Source organism: Pseudoalteromonas sp. MMG007 (assembly GCF_018100985.1).
Lineage (GTDB): Bacteria > Pseudomonadota > Gammaproteobacteria > Enterobacterales > Alteromonadaceae > Pseudoalteromonas.
Genome location: NZ_JAGJEI010000001.1, coordinates 289,739 through 305,598, shown reverse-complemented (window position 1 = coordinate 305,598; position 15,860 = coordinate 289,739). Strand labels below are relative to the sequence as shown.

General features: G+C 39.5%; 17 protein-coding genes and 3 tRNA genes. 7 read left to right on the top strand and 13 right to left on the bottom strand.

Annotation, left to right across the window (positions count from 1 at the left end; all coding sequences use genetic code 11):
- Positions 1-9: 9 nt before the first annotated feature.
- Together mgtE and J8L71_RS01425 are read left to right on the top strand one after the other, a co-directional pair.
- Complete coding sequence (gene mgtE / locus J8L71_RS01430) at positions 10-1,368, top strand: magnesium transporter (RefSeq protein ID WP_210998946.1); 1,359 nt, start codon at positions 10-12, stop codon at positions 1,366-1,368.
- 41 nt (positions 1,369-1,409) lie between these two features.
- Positions 1,410-1,946 carry a protein disulfide oxidoreductase gene (locus tag J8L71_RS01425; RefSeq protein ID WP_210998945.1) on the top strand — a complete coding sequence of 179 codons (537 nt, stop codon included), beginning with the start codon at positions 1,410-1,412 and terminating at the stop codon, positions 1,944-1,946.
- A gap of 68 nt (positions 1,947-2,014) precedes the next feature.
- Here J8L71_RS01425 and J8L71_RS01420 read toward each other — a convergent pair whose 3' ends face one another.
- Both J8L71_RS01420 and J8L71_RS01415 read right to left on the bottom strand, forming a co-directional pair.
- The gene (locus J8L71_RS01420; RefSeq protein ID WP_210998944.1) at positions 2,015-4,186 is read right to left on the bottom strand and encodes a YgiQ family radical SAM protein; all 2,172 of its coding nucleotides are present in this window, start codon (positions 4,184-4,186) and stop codon (positions 2,015-2,017) included.
- 106 nt (positions 4,187-4,292) lie between these two features.
- The gene (locus J8L71_RS01415) at positions 4,293-6,494 is read right to left on the bottom strand and encodes an EAL domain-containing protein (RefSeq protein ID WP_210998943.1); all 2,202 of its coding nucleotides are present in this window, start codon (positions 6,492-6,494) and stop codon (positions 4,293-4,295) included.
- A gap of 108 nt (positions 6,495-6,602) precedes the next feature.
- Here J8L71_RS01415 and J8L71_RS01410 point away from each other — a divergent pair, with 108 nt between their 5' ends.
- Together J8L71_RS01410 and J8L71_RS01405 are read left to right on the top strand one after the other, a co-directional pair.
- Positions 6,603-7,184: an SRPBCC family protein gene (locus J8L71_RS01410; RefSeq protein WP_210998942.1), complete on the top strand. Its 582-nt coding sequence runs from the start codon at positions 6,603-6,605 to the stop codon at positions 7,182-7,184.
- Positions 7,153-8,040 carry a TIGR03899 family protein gene (locus tag J8L71_RS01405; protein WP_210998941.1) on the top strand — a complete coding sequence of 296 codons (888 nt, stop codon included), beginning with the start codon at positions 7,153-7,155 and terminating at the stop codon, positions 8,038-8,040. The genes J8L71_RS01410 and J8L71_RS01405 overlap by 32 nt, the downstream gene beginning before the upstream one ends.
- 24 nt (positions 8,041-8,064) lie before the next feature.
- Here the strand turns inward: J8L71_RS01405 and J8L71_RS01400 are convergent, their stop codons facing one another.
- The 8 genes from J8L71_RS01400 to J8L71_RS01365 form a co-directional block, all read right to left on the bottom strand.
- A complete protein-coding gene (locus J8L71_RS01400; RefSeq protein WP_210998940.1) occupies positions 8,065-8,835 on the bottom strand; it encodes a TIGR04219 family outer membrane beta-barrel protein in 771 nt (256 codons plus the stop codon).
- A 3-nt stretch (positions 8,836-8,838) separates the two neighbouring features.
- Positions 8,839-9,825, bottom strand: coding sequence for a DUF2333 family protein (locus J8L71_RS01395; protein WP_210998939.1), 987 nt, complete (start codon positions 9,823-9,825; stop codon positions 8,839-8,841).
- Positions 9,826-9,833: 8 nt separating this feature from the next.
- A complete protein-coding gene (locus tag J8L71_RS01390) occupies positions 9,834-10,343 on the bottom strand; it encodes a copper chaperone PCu(A)C (RefSeq protein WP_210999340.1) in 510 nt (169 codons plus the stop codon).
- Between the two features lie 79 nt (positions 10,344-10,422).
- Complete coding sequence (locus J8L71_RS01385) at positions 10,423-10,749, bottom strand: hypothetical protein (RefSeq protein WP_210998938.1); 327 nt, start codon at positions 10,747-10,749, stop codon at positions 10,423-10,425.
- 11 nt (positions 10,750-10,760) lie between these two features.
- Entirely contained in the window at positions 10,761-10,967 is a 207-nt protein-coding gene (locus J8L71_RS01380; protein WP_210999339.1) for a PspC domain-containing protein, read from the bottom strand.
- Between the two features lie 10 nt (positions 10,968-10,977).
- Positions 10,978-11,658, bottom strand: a complete 681-nt coding sequence (locus tag J8L71_RS01375) for a PspA/IM30 family protein (protein WP_210998937.1) — start codon at positions 11,656-11,658, stop codon at positions 10,978-10,980.
- A 241-nt stretch (positions 11,659-11,899) separates the two neighbouring features.
- Entirely contained in the window at positions 11,900-12,832 is a 933-nt protein-coding gene (dusA, locus tag J8L71_RS01370; protein ID WP_247655180.1) for a tRNA dihydrouridine(20/20a) synthase DusA, read from the bottom strand.
- Between the two features lie 136 nt (positions 12,833-12,968).
- On the bottom strand, positions 12,969-13,589 hold the full coding sequence (locus J8L71_RS01365) for a MarC family protein (RefSeq protein ID WP_210998935.1): 621 nt from the start codon (positions 13,587-13,589) through the stop codon (positions 12,969-12,971).
- 95 nt (positions 13,590-13,684) lie between these two features.
- On the opposite strand from J8L71_RS01365, the gene J8L71_RS01360 reads away from it, so the two are divergent.
- The 3 genes from J8L71_RS01360 to J8L71_RS01350 all read left to right on the top strand — a co-directional run bounded on the left by J8L71_RS01360 (position 13,685) and on the right by J8L71_RS01350 (position 15,089).
- Complete coding sequence (locus J8L71_RS01360; RefSeq protein WP_210999338.1) at positions 13,685-14,122, top strand: transcriptional repressor; 438 nt, start codon at positions 13,685-13,687, stop codon at positions 14,120-14,122.
- A 74-nt stretch (positions 14,123-14,196) separates the two neighbouring features.
- Entirely contained in the window at positions 14,197-14,664 is a 468-nt protein-coding gene (locus J8L71_RS01355) for a chemotaxis protein CheX (RefSeq protein ID WP_210998934.1), read from the top strand.
- On the top strand, positions 14,661-15,089 hold the full coding sequence (locus J8L71_RS01350) for a secondary thiamine-phosphate synthase enzyme YjbQ (protein ID WP_210998933.1): 429 nt from the start codon (positions 14,661-14,663) through the stop codon (positions 15,087-15,089). Before J8L71_RS01355 ends, J8L71_RS01350 begins: the two co-directional genes overlap by 4 nt.
- 231 nt (positions 15,090-15,320) lie before the next feature.
- Here J8L71_RS01350 and J8L71_RS01345 read toward each other — a convergent pair.
- The 3 genes from J8L71_RS01345 to J8L71_RS01335 form a co-directional block, all read right to left on the bottom strand.
- Positions 15,321-15,396, bottom strand: a tRNA-Gly gene (locus tag J8L71_RS01345).
- Between the two features lie 120 nt (positions 15,397-15,516).
- Positions 15,517-15,592, bottom strand: a tRNA-Gly gene (locus tag J8L71_RS01340).
- A gap of 119 nt (positions 15,593-15,711) precedes the next feature.
- A tRNA-Gly gene (locus J8L71_RS01335) sits at positions 15,712-15,787 on the bottom strand.
- Between the last annotated feature and the right edge of the window lie 73 nt (positions 15,788-15,860).

Here is a 15,860-nt window from a genome sequence, read left to right as displayed (position 1 = left end):
AGGACGCCAATGCCTGAAGCTTTTGAACAAGATTACCCACTTCAACAATTAAAACAGGTGACCAAGTCACTTAATAGTGGTCAATTTGTTCAAGTTAGGCGCATGCTTGCAAAAACAGCTCCTTGTGACACTGCACTATTATTAGAATCATCACCTCATAAAATCCGTCGTTTACTTTGGCAATTAGTTGACCCTGATGTGCAAGGTGATGTTCTTGAAGAACTCTCTGAAGATGTACGTTTAGGCATTATTGCTCAAATGGAGCCTAAGCACATAGCCGCCGCCACTGAAGACATGGGGCATGATGATTTAGGTGAAGTGCTACGAAGCCTGCCCGACACCGTTTATAAAGACGTTGTTAGCGCAATGGATATTCAAGACAGGGAACGAGCAACTCAAGCCCTATCATATCAAGAGCGCTCCGCTGGCGCGTTGATGAACACCGATACGGTAACCATTCGCCCTGATGTTACTCTTGATGTAGTGCTCCGTTATATAAGACTCAGAGGCGAGCTCCCTGAAGGCACTGATGACTTATATGTAGTCGATAAACATAACTGTTTTTTAGGTGCATTATCACTCAGTACCTTACTAACTAACCCACCAGAAAAAATCGTTCTTGATTTAATGGACGAAGATTGTGAATCAATTCCAATCTCTATGGATGAAAGTGAAGTTGCACAGCTTTTTGAGCGTCATAACTGGATATCTGCACCGGTAGTTGATGATAACGCACACCTGTTAGGCCGTGTCACCATTGATGACATTGTTGATGTAATACGCGAAGACGCTGAGCATAGCCTTTTGAGCTTAGCGGGTCTTGATGACGAAGAAGATACCTTTGCACCCGTTTTAAAAAGCTCAAAAAAACGCTCAGTTTGGTTAGGTGTAAACTTATTGACCGCTCTTGCAGCAGCCTTTGTAGCAAGCTTTTTTGAAGGTACTTTAGATGTATTGCCTATTTTGGCGGTGCTAAACGGTATTGTGCCTTCTATGGGGGGCGTTGCTGGCAGCCAATCTTTAACACTTGTTATTCGTGGTATTGCTGTAGGTCATATAAATCAAACAAACCAACGCTTCTTAATGATGAAGGAGCTTGCCATTGGCGCGTTAAACGGTATTTTGTGGTCTCTTTTAATTGCTGGTGTTATAGCACTTTGGCAGTGGGATTTTATGCTTGGTGGCGTACTCGCTTTCGCTATGTTTATGAACTTAGTCGTCGCGGGCGTGGCGGGTGCAAGTATTCCTATTATATTGAAAAAGATGAATATTGACCCCGCATTGGCAGGCAGTGTTGTGCTTACTACCGTAACTGATATTGTTGGTATTTTTGCCTTTTTAGGCACAGCGACTTGGTTGCTGATATAAGTTAAAACCGTTTGATAAAAGTGATTTGAATAAGCACTCTCATGGCAGCTAATAACAAACCTAAAAAATCCCTCAAACATAAAGGGCTTTCAGCACTGAAAAGTGTGTTGGTATATGGTTTTATATTTATCATAATTTATACGACTATCAATTGGTGGCGACAACCTGTGATGCCAGCTAACCCGCAATTGCAGTTAATAGACTATCAAGATAAGTCCATAAACCTAGGTAAAATTAGCCAAAGTAAACCAACGCTTATTTATTTTTGGGGTACTTGGTGCCCTATTTGTAGTATTACCTCTGAAGCTATAAACGAGCTTGCAAAAGACACTCATTACTCGATAGTGACCATTGCAATAAAGTCGGGATCGGATCAAGATCTTCATCGCTATCTCATTGAAAACAACTACACCTTTACAACAATAAATGATCGAAATGGTGAGATATTTGCCGATTGGCAAGGACAAGTAACGCCTTCCTACATAATCTTAAAAGATAGTAAAATGACGCAAGGGCTTACAGGCATTCAGCCTTTATGGTCGCTTAAATTACGCTTATGGTTATCTGAAGCTTTTTAGCAAAAAACTCTTTATTGCCCATACTAATGTGACAATAAAGAGCTTTTAAATTTAGGCTTGCGTGGCTATTACCTTACTCGCTGACGATTACCACCCACTTTTGGTTTTGTATTCGCCTTTTTAAATTGGCTAAAACCGGTATGGCGCGTTAAAGCTGGGCGACCTTTAGCGCCTTTACCTGCTTTTTCATCTCGCCCTTCTTCTGGTACTAAGCAATTAGGGCCTTTACCTATTAAATTAGCTTTACCCATTTTACGCAGTGCTTCACGGATCATAGGCCAACCAGATGCATCATGATAGCGCAAAATCGCTTTATGCAATCGACGTTGGCGAGCCCCTTTAGGAACAGGCACCACCTCAGCGTTATTTTTGATGTTGCGAAGCGAGTTCATTTCAGTATGGTAAATAGTCGTCGCATTAGCCATTGGCGAAGGGTAAAAGTTTTGCACTTGGTCTAGCTTAAAGTCATTCGTTTTAAGCCACAAAGCCATATTTACCATGTCTTCGTCTTTTGTCCCTGGGTGAGCAGATATAAAGTACGGTATTAAATACTGTTTTTTACCAGCTTCTTTTGAGTACTTATCAAATAAATCTTTAAATTGATCGTATGCGCCCATGCCCGGCTTCATCATTTTAGACAAAGGACCGTCTTCAGTGTGCTCTGGTGCAATTTTTAAATAGCCGCCAACATGATGTGTTACTAATTCTTTAACGTATCGAGGATCGCGCACAGCTAAGTCGTAACGTACACCCGAGGCAATTAATATTTTTTTAATACCTTTCACTTCACGGGCTTTTTTATACAAATCGATTGTTGGTGTGTGGTCGGTATCCATGTGTTTACAAATATCGGGATAAACACACGATAAACGACGGCACGTACTCTCTGCTTTTTTACTCGTGCATCGTAGTTTATACATGTTAGCAGTAGGGCCACCTAAATCAGAAATAACCCCAGTAAAGCCTGGCACTTTATCTCTAATTTGTTCAATTTCTTCAATTATTGATTCTTGCGAGCGACTTTGAATAATTCGTCCTTCGTGCTCTGTAATTGAACAGAACGAACAACCACCAAAGCAGCCACGCATAATATTAACCGACGTTTTAATCATGTCGTAAGCTGGTATTTTAGCATCACCATAACTTGGGTGCGGAATACGCTGGTACGGCAAGCCAAATACATCATCCATTTCATGTGTTTCAAGCGGATAAGCAGGCGGATTTACCCAAATAGAGCGATCTCCATGGCGCTGAAAAAGCGCACGGGCACAACCAGGGTTTGTTTCTTGATGTAAAATACGTGATGCATGAGCGTATAGAGGTTTATTAACACTTACTTGCTCAAATGCAGGGAGTTTTACGTATGTTTTTTCCCACGGTTTAGGACGAGCAGGTTGAATAGTTATAGGCTTTGCAGCTTCAGCTTTTAAATCAATACCTGCTTGTTTAAATTCTGACTTACTACAGCCAACATCATCAGCACCGTATGGATTAGGAATCGGATCTATTTTACCTATTTTATCAATCGCGGTTGAATCACTACCACGCCAACCAGGTAAAGGCTCTTTACGAATAACAGCAGTACCACGGATATCTTGAATTGTATCCATTGTTTCACCTGCTGCAATTCTATGTGCAACTTCAACTAATGGACGTTCAGCATTTCCATAAATAAGTATGTCAGCTTTGGAATCAAATAAAATACTACGGCGTACTTTTTCTTGCCAATAGTCGTAATGAGCAATACGGCGTAAGCTTGCTTCAATACCACCAATAACAATAGGCACACCTTTGTAAGCCTCTCGTAAGCGCTGTGAGTAAATCATTACAGCTCGGTCTGGGCGTTTCCCACCTACATTTCCAGGGGTGTAAGCATCATCATGGCGCATGCGTTTTTCAGCCGTATAACGGTTGATCATCGAGTCCATATTACCGGCAGTTACACCAAAAAATAAATTAGGTTTACCAAGCCCCATAAAGGCATCTTTAGAATTCCAGTCTGGTTGAGCAATAATACCGACTCTAAAGCCTTGTGCTTCAAGGACTCGGCCTATTACAGCCATACCAAAACTAGGGTGATCGACATATGCATCGCCACTGATGATTATTACGTCACAGCTGTCCCAGCCAAGTGCATCCATTTCTTCGCGTGATGTTGGTAAAAATGGTGCGGTGCCATAACACTCAGCCCAGTATTTTGGGTAAGAGAATAAGGCGCGCTTAGCTTTGAGTGTGCTCATAAATGTGGCCGTAGAATAACAAAAGGCGCGAATTATACATCATAGCATTGTGTATTTATACAACATTAAAAGTATCCACGCCTTTAATTATAAATCATTAATTCATTTAAGTTTTATTATCTCGTTTGTTTATAAATTCAATTAGTTCGTGCTCTGGCATGGGTTTAGCGTACATAAACCCTTGAACCTCATCACAACCTAGATCCTTTAAAAATTGGGCCTGTTGCTGTGTTTCAACGCCTTCAGCAATGGTTTTTAAACCTAACTTAGCACCCAGAGAAATAACTAACGATGCTATAGCACCAGTGTCTTTATCAGGTAAGTCTTTAATAAATGCTCTATCTATTTTAAGTCTATCCAATGGTAAACTTTGTATATAGCTTAATGATGAAAAACCAGTACCAAAATCATCAATGGCCACTTCTATCCCCAGCTCTTTAAGCTCTCTTAATGTATTTACAACCGTATCAAGTTCGTCCATTACGACGCTTTCCGTCACTTCTAACTCAATATTTTTAGGTTTAACATCGTACTTTTCTAGGGTTGCTTTTACATTTTGAGCGTAACCTTTAACTTTAAATTGAGGTACAGATACGTTAACTGCAATGCCAATTTCTTCACCCATTTTTTCTAGGCGTTTTTGCTGTTGGCAAGCCTGCTCAAGCACCCACTGACCTATATCTACAATTAGTCCAGCATCCTCAGCTAACGGTACAAATACAACGGGTGATATGTAAGTCCCATTCTCGCTTGGCCACCTTAGCAAAGCCTCACACCCTATTAATGACAAGTCATCTAGTGATAATTGTGGCTGATACCATACCTCTAATTTGTTACGTGAAAAATCATGTCTTAATTGTCTTATAATACCTAAACGCCAAGCCATTTTATCTTGCATCTCAATGGTGTAGTACACACCCTCCTTGTGCTTTAATTTTTTAGCTTGGTTTAAGGCAATATACGCCACTTTAAGAGTATCAATGCCAGTACTTTGAAAGTCTTGTTGTTCACAAAGTGCTATTCTAAAATCAATTGGTAATACATTATCTTCCGCGTGAAATGGTTTACTCAAATATTCATTTAGCGCTTTTAAATCAAATTCATCTCGCCTAACAAGAAACCCAAAAACATCAGCACCAATACGCGATAACTCTTTAGCCGTCGGGTAAGTTTCTTTTAGACGCTGAACAATCCCTATTAAAAGCTTATTGCCAACTTCTTGTCCAAGCCCATTATTGATATCTGCAAAATTTACAACATCAATTAATACAAAAACATAGTCATTTACATGAGGGTTTTGAAAGTGTGCTACGCGTTCTATAAAATTTGTTCTATTAGAAATTCCAGTAAGTACATCTTTATAAGCCGCATCCCTTAGCTTTACAAAAAGCCTTACATTATCAAGTGCGACACTTACATTGGTTAGAAATATTTCGGCAAACTGAAGCTGTTCATCAGTGGGGATGTTGTCACATTCAATATATAAAGCGGCTTTTCTGTGTTTGCTTTTTAATAAAAAAGTCGCTGTGGAGTCAGTATAATGATGCTCAGATAGATTAAAACACTGCTCGACTTGGGAAAAAATGTCATGATTGATTGTAGAGAGCTTTTCACCAAAGCAGCTATGGTATGCGCCATTACCCCCTAAGACCTGAATAAAATCATCACCATCTAGCTTGCTACACACTAACCCTTGCGCTTCACATTGCAAAATAATGCCCATGTGATCAACAATCTCTTTGCAAAGTTGCTTTATATCCGTCAGCCCTAAAATAGATTTAGACGCAGAAACAATTGTATTCATTGCATAGCTTTGATACTCAAGCTTGCACACCTGCTCGTACGAACGAACAGCCGTGATCAAGGCCGTTACTAATTTTGAACGTGTAAGCTCAGTTTTAGTTTTGTAGTCATTTATATCATACTCACGTATTACTTTTTCTTCAGGTATATTGCCAGCCTGCCCTGTTCTTAAAATGATTCTGACATGTTGATTATTAAGTTCTTCACGTACTTTTTTTACTACCTGTAAACCTGCGTCGTCAGTTTCCATGATAACGTCTAAAAGTATTAAGCAAATGCTATCGTTATTGGCCAATACTTCCATGGCCTCAGCGCCAGAGTAAGCGTCATGAAACCTTAAGCCTGCTCCACCGTATTCAAAGCCTGATAAAGCAAGTTTTGTTACTGAATGAATTTCTGGCTCGTCATCAACAATTAAAATGTCCCAAAACTTAGACTCCTCAGCGACTTCTTCATCTTCATAGTCTTGATCTAAAAATAAAAAGTCATTTTGTTCTGACGACATCTGAACTCCTACGTAATAACAAAAAATTATTTTGGTTTCTATCCTAATTCATACTATAGTCGATTAATAAAAAGTTGTTGTATTTCAACTCAAAAAACTCATTAAGGTGTGCTTATTAAACCATTAAAAATGCTTATACAGAGCGTACTATTGTTGTCGTTAGTATTGGTACTTATTGGCCTTATACTTCCACAGCACTATAGCGTGAGCAAAACAGTAAAGATAAATGCAGCTCAGGAAGTAGTAAAACCACTGTTCACCGATTTTAGCCAATGGTACAAATGGTCTCCTTGGGAGAAAGTAGACTCAAGTATTGAGTTTAATATAGGCGAGCCATCCTCTGGTGTTGGTGCCCATCAGTCATGGCAAGGTAAATGGGGCTATGGCGAAATGACCATTACCGCTGTAAGCGATAATAAGATAGATTTTAATATTTTATTAAATGCTGAGCACATAATCACAGGTACTTTTACATTTATCGAACAAAATAATACCGTTACTTTAACCTGCATCATTGAGGGCCAAACCACAGCGCCTTTGATATCTGGCTACACTGCAATTTTAAGTGAGTATGTACTGAAAAACACAGTATCTCTAGGATTAAATAACCTACAAACCATTGCTCAGCTTAGTAATCCAAAAAGAGTAGAAAAAAGCCATGACAGTCAAAACAGCCCAAGCGAGAATTAATCTAGCCAATATCATTGAATCCTTGCTTGGTTACCCAATAACTAAAGTTGGTTCAAATGGCGTACTTTCTTCAAGTAATGAAAATTATGGCCCTAAAGGGGATGTAAAGCCGCTTTATCATATCAACAGTGACAACTCGATTTTAGCGCGGGCGCAAAAACGTAAAGATTTACTATTAATAAAGCAGCAGCAAAATATAGAAGCGATTTTAGCTAAGGCGATGGGGTTTTGCCCTGATGTAGCCAGTAATAAGCAACCTGATGCCGATTGGATTGAGCATTTTATAGCGCTTTGCGAAGACACTTCAAATCAATCAATGCAAACGCTTTGGGCAAAAATTCTAACGGGTGAAACTTTAAACCCTGGCACATTTTCAATAAAAAGCTTACAAACCTTAAAGCACATGACCCAACGTGAAGCTGATGCCTTACAAAAGTGTGTATCGCTTTGTGCATACAATGAAAAAGACGATAGCCACTTCATTCTACTGGGTTTTTATAAAAAACCATCACTATTCGATTTACTGCGTAAAGGCAATAAAGTATCGCTAAACTTAGGGAAAACAGGCATTAGTTTCCCTGAGATATTAACACTTATGGATCTTAATTTACTCTATAGAAAAGAAATTGAATCGGCGGTTTTAAAATCAGGACAAGAACTAACATTCTCATTTTTATCACAAAAAGTGACATTAAAAGCAAAAAGTAGTGACTTGGTTTTGAGCTATTATAAATTTACTCAAACAGGCGATGAGCTATCAAAGTTAATTAATTACCCAGTTAATAAAGTGTATAAGCAACTGATTAACACTGCACTTGAAGGAGAGTTTGATTTAACGTGGCATGTTAATAAATAACACACCACGCTGTAAGCTCACTAATTAAAAGTGAACCTGAATACCCGCAAATGGGCCTGATGCATCAATATCAGTTGTAATATCATCAACATCATCAAGTTCTAATATCATAGAACGGTAACCTGCTTTAATCGCTACATCTACTGCTAGGTTATCAATAAGCTCATACGCTACACCTACTTGATAATCTTGTACTTTACTATCGTCGATAGCCAAAAAGCTACCTTCAAAAAATACACTTAAGCCCGTAAATGGTAAGCCTGCTTCAGCACGGCCGTAAGCAAGTGGAACAAAGCCCGAAAAATCTTTAGTTTCTGTAAAATTAGTACCACCTTCTTGAGTAGTACCATTTACCACAATATCACCGTCAAACTGCTTAGCATTTAAACCTAAATCGATTGATACTAAATCGTTATCAAAAATCTCGTAATAAAGAATGTAGTCAATGTGTGTTAAGTCACTAACGGTATTGACCGTAGTACCAACGACATAATCAGAACCATTAAAGCTAAAGGTATCTGACAAAACAGCTGAGCCGTTAAGCTCAAGTTCTGTATACTTTAGCTTAATATTTGGAACTAGTGGCACTGGGTGCTCAAGAGCTGCGTAGTAACTTACAAATGTTTCATCTTCAAAGTTAAAATCTTGAGATGCATTATTTTTGTAAGAAAACTGTCCGTCGTTATCCGTTTTCCAACCATCTACACCTACGTATAGACCTAATAAAGTGTCAGCTTGCGCTGCAGGTGCTAAACATGCCATTGAAAGGGCTGCTGCTAAACAATACTTTTTCATTTTTTATCCTTGAGCTAGTAGTTCGCTAAGTTCGATTAAAGCCGCATTGGCTCTAGAAATATAATTTGCCATAACTAAAGAGTGGTTAGCTACGTAGCCAAAACCATTCCCGTTTAAAATTATTGGGCTCCACACGGTTTCTTGAGTTGCCTCAAGCTCACGTATAATTTGCTGTAAGCTAACACGTGCATTTTTCTTTTCAAGCACATCAGCAAAGTCGTACTCTACCGCCTGTAAAAAGTGTAAAAGTGCCCATGTAGCACCACGTGACTCGTAAAATACATCATCTATTTTCCACCACGATGTTCTTACTTGTTGCTGAAGAGGGCTATAAGTTGCCTGCTTATTTGAAGAGTTACCGGCTAAATCTGTATTTACTTTATCTTGCCCTACACTTGCACTCAAACGCTGGCTTAAACTACCTAAACGCTTTTCAGCTTCTTTCAACCAACTACGTAGGTTGTCTGCGCGCGCATAAAACTGGCTATCACGCTCATGCTGATTCGCAATTTGTGCACGATAAACTCGTAAGTAATCAATTCCTTTTTGGTATTCACCTTCAGCACTTGGCCACGCCCATGCTTCAGAGCTAATATTAAATTGCGGCTGCGCCTTTTTAAGTGCTTCGTGCTCGGTTGATTGCGACTGCGAACGGCTAAAATCTTTACGCATAGAAAGCGCTAAATCTCGCACCATTTCAAGTGCACCATATTCCCACGCTGGCATATCATCCATTATTACACTTGGCGGCATTACATCATTTGATAGATAGCCACCTGGCTTTTCAAGTAATGTGCTCGCTACTGTTATTAACGTTGTTGTGGTGGTGTAGCCAGTTACCATTGTTTCATTTTTAAGGGCTGCTTGCTCTTTAGCATTGCTCACCACATCAAAACGTGCAGGCTCGGTACTCCAATAAACTGCAATGGCGTAAAATATAATAAGCAGTACAACAAGTGCACCTACTATTTTTCCTTTATGTTGCGACATTTATCCTCCTAGTGATGAGCGTGATGTTTAGATGGTTTTGTCGGCGCGGCTTGCGCCTCAAGAGATACCACTTGAGCATTAGTAAACAAGCGGTTACCGTCATTAAAATATAGCGTGAGTTTACGTTCTTGCCCTACTTTTAATGGCTCTTTTGGATCAAACACCATTAAATGATAACCCCCAGGCTGAAAGCTTACGCTCTCGTGGGCTTTAATTGTCACCGATTTAACCTGTTGCATCTTCATCATGCCGTTAACATGTGAATGTTTGTGTATTTCTACTCGTCCTAAACCATCAAGTGTTGCTTTGGTTAATGTTGCCGGCGTACCACTGTGGTTAATTATTGTTAGGTAGCCCACGCTTGAGTTACTTGCAGGTAAAAACGTCCTTACTTGTGCATTAGTGACTTCAAGTTTGGCCACGTCAGCGTCATGATCATGCCCTGCGTGCGCCGCCAATGATGACGAAAAAAAACTAAATACTAATGCAGAAGCCATCAAAAAACACAGTCTCGCCATCATTCTAATCCTTGTGAAAACATTAAATTACACGCTAAATTTAACATAGTTAACTTGTAATAGTCAGTTAAATTAAGGATTAAGAGGCCACTTTTTTGTTATCAATAACAAGCCAACACAGAACTGCAACAAATAATAACGGCCACGCAATCATTAATGATCCAAATAAAAGTGCTAAAACGGTTCCTACTAATGCCACTATTCCCGCCCCCACTAAGCCCATTGTTACTAGGGCAACTACAGCTACAACAGTAATGATTGCAGCTAAAGCGCCCACCAACTCAAGCCCAGCCCAACTAATATCGGCAATCCATAACGGCAATTGCCAAGAATCAACATGTATAAACGCTATAAAATCGGTAAACAATAATAAATAGATAAGTACACATATCGCTATGGCTTTCATGGTCTTACCCCTTAATATGCTTTATCTTCAAGGCAACAATGCGCAATAAAGTATCCCAGCGCTACTGCAAACGGAAAGCTCAAAAACAATAAAATTGCTACTAAACGAGTTGCCCATACCGGAAAATCTAACCTATGTGCTAAACCGCTACACACACCAGATAATTTTTTATTTAACGTATCTTTATACCAACCACGTTGGCGATTAAAACTATTCATCATATTCCCCTTAAGCCGTGTGTTTTAAGTCATTTTTTTTACTTGCTTTAAGCTGAGCTAATTCAGCGTCAATTTTCTCGTTTTTAGCAAGTGCTTCTATTTGCGTGGCTGTTGTACTTGCTGTATCGGATAGCTCATATGCTTCAACTTGTGCTTCAATACTCTCTACTCGTTGCTCTACTTGCTCAAACCTAGATAGTGCGTTAGCTACTTTTTCGCTTTGCAAAGTAGTACTTATTTTTTCTCTAGCAATGGCAACATCGTGGCGCTTAATTAATTGCGCTTGCTTAGTTTTAGCTTGCGCCATTTTTTGTTGAAGTCGTTCGCAATCAGCTGTAATTTTTATAATCGACTTTTTTAATGCTTCAAGTGCAGCTTGCTTACTAGCAATAACATCTATTACACGCTGTTTTTCGATGAGAGCCGACTTTGCAAGATCGTCACGATCCTTCTCAATAGCTAACTCTGCTTTAGTTTGCCAATTATTGAGTTCAGTATTTTTATTTTCGATTTGACGTTTAAGTATTTTTTCCTCACAAAGTAAAGAAGCAGCTGTGCTTCGGCACTCATTAAGCGCATCTTGCATCTCTGTAAGCATTAGATTTAATAGTTTTTCTGGGTCTTGTGCTTTATCAAGCATGGCAACAATATTTGATTGAATTACATCATTTACGCGGTTAAATATGCTCATTGTATTCTCCTGTTGATTTTTAATTAATTACAGCAAGAGGATTCCAATAGTTGTGCCAACTTCACAAAACTTTATACAAAACGTTAAATTTCAATTAGTTAAATATTAAAGTTTAAATTATTTAGTGACTTCGAGCTGAACAACTTAAAGTGTAATTAGCCAATAAATTAGTGTTTTGACTAATATTTAGGATCAAAAAAGCCACTCGAAAGTGGCTTAATAAGTAAGGTGTGGCTTAGGTTTACTCTGGCACAAAACTCAGCGCTTTATCCATTACCGATAAATCAGCTTGTTTGCCGTGACCATTTTCAGAAAGGTGACGTCTAAAACCTCGCGCGCCTGGTTGCCCCTGAAAAATCCCCAACATATGACGAGCGACATGCCAAAAGTTAGCACCTTTAGACATTTCCCCTTCAATGTAGTCATACATAGAGCGAACTACATCATGACGTGATTGCGTGTTGGCAACCTCGCCGTAAATTTTTTCATCCACTTCATTAAGCATAAATGGATTGCTATACGCTTCGCGACCGATCATTACGCCATCTATATGCTGTAAATGCTCAAGGCTCTGCTCAATTGTTTTTACGCCACCATTAATGCTTAAATCAAGCTGTGGATAGTCTTTTTTCAATTGATAAACACGCGGGTAATCAAGAGGTGGAACTTCACGATTTTCTTTAGGGCTTAAGCCATTAAGCCATGCTTTACGAGCATGAATAATAAAATCATCACAACCTACTTTATGAGAAGCTTCAATTAATGCACATAAAAACTCATACGAGTCTTGCTCATCAATACCAATACGCGTTTTAACCGTAACAGGAATATTTACTTCACTTTTCATTGCAGCAACACACTCTGCAACAAGTTCAGGCTCTGCCATTAAACATGCACCAAAACGACCGTTTTGAACTCTGTCTGATGGGCAACCTACGTTTAAATTTATTTCGTCATAACCACGTTCACCGGCAAGCTTTGCACATTGAGCAAGAGCTTTAGGATCGGAGCCTCCTAACTGCAGCGCAACAGGGCCTTCGTGCTTATTAAAATGCAGGTAATCACCACGGCCAAACAAAATAGCTCCTGTAGTAATCATTTCTGTATATAAAACCGTGTGCTTAGTCATTTTACGATGAAAAGTACGACAATGGCGATCAGTCCAATCAAGCATTGGGGCTACAGAAAAGCGTCTGTTCAAAGTTCGTTTATCCAAAGTATATTCATCCAAAGTAAAACCCTAAAGGGCGTAAAAAGCGAGGCTATATAAAGGCGCTGCATTTTACACAAAAGCCTAATAAGCATCAATGCTAAGAGAAGACCTGTAAGCCAAAGTAGTGCGCTATGCCATTTAAAATATTGGTAACGGCAACAGAGCTTAAAATAAGCCCCATAATTCTACTTATTATACTTGCACCACTGTCACCAATTAATTTATGTACATGTGTGGCAAGCAGTAACAAAACCAGTACAACCGCTAAAACAGCAAGCATCATCGAAGACGTTAGCAACTGCTCAACCCAGGTATATTCTTCATTACGAGTCATTAAAACGGCGCCTAACATGGCTCCTGGGCTTGCAATAGAAGGGATCGCAAGTGGAAATATGGCTGTTTCCATACTATCACGTACACTCTTTATCTCGGTTTCAGGCTTACTTTCACCAAATATCATCGATAGAGCAAAAATAAGCAGCACAATGCCTCCTGCGATCTGAAAAGCAGAAAGTGGAATTTCTATTGCATTTAATAACTGCTCACCAGCTAATACGAAAAACATTAATACTAATGCCGATACACCTACCGCTTTAAATATTACTTTTCGCTTAAACTTATCGTCTTCCCCCCGGGTAACTGCGATAAATACAGGTACAGTGCCTATGGGGTCGATTACAGCAAAAAAGAAAATAAATATCGCTAATAATTCATGCATTACTAGATTTCCTAGATAAAAAGCGTTCAATAAAAACACTGCAAGTACAACACAGTATGTTAGTATATCACGGTAGCGTAAGGATAAGAGTAATGATGAATATAGAATCACTTGTAAGTAAAGCAAAGCAAGTTTGTGATAACCGTGGTGCGCGTTTTACGCCAATCCGCGAAAAAGTATTTCGCCTGTTAGCCAGCGCCCAAGGTGGTGTAGGTGCATATGATTTACTAGAGCAATTAAAAATAACAGAAACAGGTGCTAAGCCTGCAACTATTTACCGTGCTTTAGACTTTTTGGCTGAACTTGGTTTCATTCATAAAATAGAAAGCACAAATGCATTTATGTTGTGCCATCATTTTGATCATATTCACCCTGTACAATTATTAATCTGCGATACTTGTGGCTTTGTTAAAGAGCTTCACTCTGGTGTTATTTCACATGAGCTTAGCAACCTAGCCGCTGAAAGTGGCTTTGTTGTATCTGGCCAAACTATAGAAGCCCACGGTAAATGTGAGTCTTGCAGAGCATCGTAACTCCCAAAGTAATCCTTAGTGGCTATACTCATATTATATAGTCACTTTAAAGCCCCAAATTAAGAGTAACCACTATGAATGTAGAGTTCATCAATCCTTTTTTATCATCTTTAATCAATGTGTTAAGCACTATGGCTCAAACTCAATTGAAGCCTGGCAGACCTCGAATTAAAACCGATGAGATAGCGTGTGGCGACGTCTCTGGCCTTATTGGCATGGTAGGCCCACAAACTCGTGGTTCATTTTCAATCACGTTTGATGAGGAGCTTGCATTAACCATTATGGAACGTATGCTTGGTGAACGCCCAGACATAATAGATGAAGAAGTTACCGATATGGTGGGTGAAATAACCAATATGGTAACCGGTGGCGCTAAAAACTTATTAGGCGAAAAAGGCTTCGACTTTGATATGGCAACCCCTGTTGTTGTATCCGGCAAAGGCCATACTATTACTCATAAAAGCCAAGGCAAAAAAATTATTATGCCATTTAGCAGTGATGCTGGTAACGCCAATATTGAAGTTAGCTTCGACAAACTATGAGCTGGCAACAAAAGCTAATCATATTAAAGCCTCGCTCTAGAGGTTTTCATTTAATTGACGATGAAATACTCGCCCAATTAAATGAGCTTGCTAATTATAAAGTAGGTTTGCTGCATTTATTTATTCAACACACTTCAGCTAGCCTTACCATAAACGAAAATGCCGATCCTACTGTACGTATGGATATGGAAAGTCATTTCAATAAATTTGTACCTGAGCGTCAACCATACTACCGCCACGATTACGAAGGCGACGACGATATGCCTGCCCACATAAAAACCAGCACACTTGGCTGTGAGTTAAGCATTCCTATTTCCAATGGATATTTAGCATTAGGCACTTGGCAGGGTATTTATTTAGGCGAGCACCGCGATGCTGGTGGCGCAAGGCGTATTATAGCAACCATTCAGGGGGAGTTGTTTTAGTAAACGTTTTACCGCTTAAAAGCATTACCCACTACTTCACTCCTGCTATACAATCTCAAAGTTAATCCCTTTTTTTGTAGGCGCAGAGCTTGCTCGCGCGAGAAGCGGTAGCTTCTAACAACCAAAACTTCAATACCGAATTACATTTAGAATGAGTTAATAAGAGAGATTTTAAATTATTTTTTATTTATGATTTTTAATACAAAAAACTTTGAAAGGATGTAAAAATATTGGAGCGGTACACGAGGCTCGAACTCGTGACCTCGACCTTGGCAAGGTCGCGCTCTACCAACTGAGCTAGTACCGCATTTTGACTTCTTTAGTAATTTTACGTTGGTGCGCGACGGGTCGCGTTCAACATTCTAGCAACTGAGCTAGTACCGCATTACACTTTTATTCAACACTGCAATTTCTTTTGGTTAGAAATTGGAGCGGTACACGAGGCTCGAACTCGTGACCTCGACCTTGGCAAGGTCGCGCTCTACCAACTGAGCTAGTACCGCATTTTGACTTCTTTAGTTATTTTACGTTGGTGCGCGACGGGTCGCGTTCAACATTCTAGCAACTGAGCTAGTACCGCATTACATTTTTATTCACACTGCAATTTCTTTTGGTTAGAAATTGGAGCGGTACACGAGGCTCGAACTCGTGACCTCGACCTTGGCAAGGTCGCGCTCTACCAACTGAGCTAGTACCGCATTTACTGATGGTAATTTAACCACTTAAACACACCAACCCCGCGTGGGTTATCGTCTTAAGCGGGGCAGGATT

What these genes read in the sequence shown, in the direction of transcription:
- mgtE (WP_210998946.1), top strand. Translation starts at nt 10, where the DNA reads ATGCCTGAAGCTTTTGAACAAGATTACCCACTTCAACAATTAAAACAG.
- J8L71_RS01425 (WP_210998945.1), top strand. Translation starts at nt 1,410, where the DNA reads ATGGCAGCTAATAACAAACCTAAAAAATCCCTCAAACATAAAGGGCTT.
- J8L71_RS01420 (WP_210998944.1), bottom strand. Translation starts at nt 4,186, where the DNA reads ATGAGCACACTCAAAGCTAAGCGCGCCTTATTCTCTTACCCAAAATAC.
- J8L71_RS01415 (WP_210998943.1), bottom strand. Translation starts at nt 6,494, where the DNA reads ATGTCGTCAGAACAAAATGACTTTTTATTTTTAGATCAAGACTATGAA.
- J8L71_RS01405 (WP_210998941.1), top strand. Translation starts at nt 7,153, where the DNA reads ATGACAGTCAAAACAGCCCAAGCGAGAATTAATCTAGCCAATATCATT.
- J8L71_RS01400 (WP_210998940.1), bottom strand. Translation starts at nt 8,835, where the DNA reads ATGAAAAAGTATTGTTTAGCAGCAGCCCTTTCAATGGCATGTTTAGCA.
- J8L71_RS01395 (WP_210998939.1), bottom strand. Translation starts at nt 9,825, where the DNA reads ATGTCGCAACATAAAGGAAAAATAGTAGGTGCACTTGTTGTACTGCTT.
- J8L71_RS01390 (WP_210999340.1), bottom strand. Translation starts at nt 10,343, where the DNA reads ATGGCGAGACTGTGTTTTTTGATGGCTTCTGCATTAGTATTTAGTTTT.
- J8L71_RS01385 (WP_210998938.1), bottom strand. Translation starts at nt 10,749, where the DNA reads ATGAAAGCCATAGCGATATGTGTACTTATCTATTTATTATTGTTTACC.
- J8L71_RS01380 (WP_210999339.1), bottom strand. Translation starts at nt 10,967, where the DNA reads ATGAATAGTTTTAATCGCCAACGTGGTTGGTATAAAGATACGTTAAAT.
- J8L71_RS01375 (WP_210998937.1), bottom strand. Translation starts at nt 11,658, where the DNA reads ATGAGCATATTTAACCGCGTAAATGATGTAATTCAATCAAATATTGTT.
- dusA (WP_247655180.1), bottom strand. Translation starts at nt 12,832, where the DNA reads ATGCTTGATTGGACTGATCGCCATTGTCGTACTTTTCATCGTAAAATG.
- J8L71_RS01365 (WP_210998935.1), bottom strand. Translation starts at nt 13,589, where the DNA reads ATGCATGAATTATTAGCGATATTTATTTTCTTTTTTGCTGTAATCGAC.
- J8L71_RS01360 (WP_210999338.1), top strand. Translation starts at nt 13,685, where the DNA reads ATGAATATAGAATCACTTGTAAGTAAAGCAAAGCAAGTTTGTGATAAC.
- J8L71_RS01355 (WP_210998934.1), top strand. Translation starts at nt 14,197, where the DNA reads ATGAATGTAGAGTTCATCAATCCTTTTTTATCATCTTTAATCAATGTG.
- J8L71_RS01350 (WP_210998933.1), top strand. Translation starts at nt 14,661, where the DNA reads ATGAGCTGGCAACAAAAGCTAATCATATTAAAGCCTCGCTCTAGAGGT.